Origin of the sequence: Halorubrum sp. DM2 (assembly GCF_901686465.1) — an archaeon.
In the GTDB taxonomy this organism is placed as follows: domain Archaea; phylum Halobacteriota; class Halobacteria; order Halobacteriales; family Haloferacaceae; genus Halorubrum.
In genome coordinates this window covers 1,050,819-1,051,880 of sequence record NZ_LR594487.1, presented here as the reverse complement: position 1 = coordinate 1,051,880, position 1,062 = coordinate 1,050,819, and the positions used below count along the sequence as shown (strand labels likewise).

Here is a 1,062-nt window from a genome sequence, read left to right as displayed (position 1 = left end):
GCTCGTCGACGGTCCGGACGAACCGATCGACGAGCCGGTCCGGTAGCGACGGCGACACTGTCTCGATGAGTTCGGCCGTGCGCTCCGGACGGTTCAACGTGAGTGTCATCGGTCGATGGTCGGACTTCTCGACGATCCCGTTTTCCGCGAGCGTCGAGACGTGCCACGAGATCGTACTTCGTGCGAGATCGAGATCACTCGCGAGCGTTTTCGGTCGCTTCGGGCCGTCAGCATGAAGCCGGACGAGGATCTCCCGGGTGGTCTCTCGTCTGAGAAACGCGAGAGCCCGTCGTTCCCACGGATCGAACGACGGGGCAAAATAGTGTGTGCGGCCGCCGATCCGCTCGACGGCGAGTTCGTCGTTACGGACGAGACGACGGAGATGGTACTGGACTTGGCCAGTCGCGATATCGAGATCGCGGCCGACCTGGTTAAAGTGGACACCGGGTGTGTCGCAAACGTGGCGTCGGATCTGAGTCCGGGTGTCCGGCATCTGTGGTCAGCCGACATAGCCGTTACCCGAGTAAAACGTGTGCGTTCGTTATCTCTGCTTGGGAACGGACGAAACCGCGGCGTTAGCCGACAAATCAGTTCAGAACGACACGAGGTCCCGTTCGAAGGGTCGTTTTCTTATTCGTCCCCGTTCAAAGGCCGTTGTGATGCGGCCAATCGCCCTCCTGTTGTCGGCGATCGATGGGTGGTCCGTGGAGGGATCACTACTGCTGCTCGCGGCTGCACTCGTCGCCGGAATGGGTACGGGTATCCTTTTCGTCGTCAGCGCCGTCGCGTATCGTCGCCGCCAAGGGGCACAGTACCAGTTGATCGCTGTCGCGGTCAGCATGTTGTTGTTCCGGTCGATTGTGGGCACAGGAACGATCCTCGGTATCGTGCCGATGCCGATCCACCACTTCGTCGGACATGGTCTCGACTTTTTGATCGCAGCGATCATTCTCTACACGGTGTACGCATATGCGCCAGGATCGGTCGGGAACGACACCGTCTCAGACTGAACAGCGATATTTGCCGAAGCGATTGGGAATCGAATTTCGTCTCAGTATTCTC

2 protein-coding genes are annotated in these 1,062 nt (G+C 59.4%); one reads left to right on the top strand and one right to left on the bottom strand.

Features of this window, described 5'->3' with window-relative positions:
• Positions 1–493: winged helix-turn-helix transcriptional regulator (locus tag QOL69_RS05425; protein WP_283402337.1), on the bottom strand; the 493-nt coding region annotated here is incomplete at its 3' end.
• A 163-nt stretch (positions 494–656) separates the two neighbouring features.
• Here QOL69_RS05425 and QOL69_RS05420 point away from each other — a divergent pair.
• The gene (locus tag QOL69_RS05420; protein ID WP_195155710.1) at positions 657–1,010 is read left to right on the top strand and encodes a DUF7471 family protein; all 354 of its coding nucleotides are present in this window, start codon (positions 657–659) and stop codon (positions 1,008–1,010) included.
• The last annotated feature ends 52 nt before the right edge of the window (positions 1,011–1,062 follow it).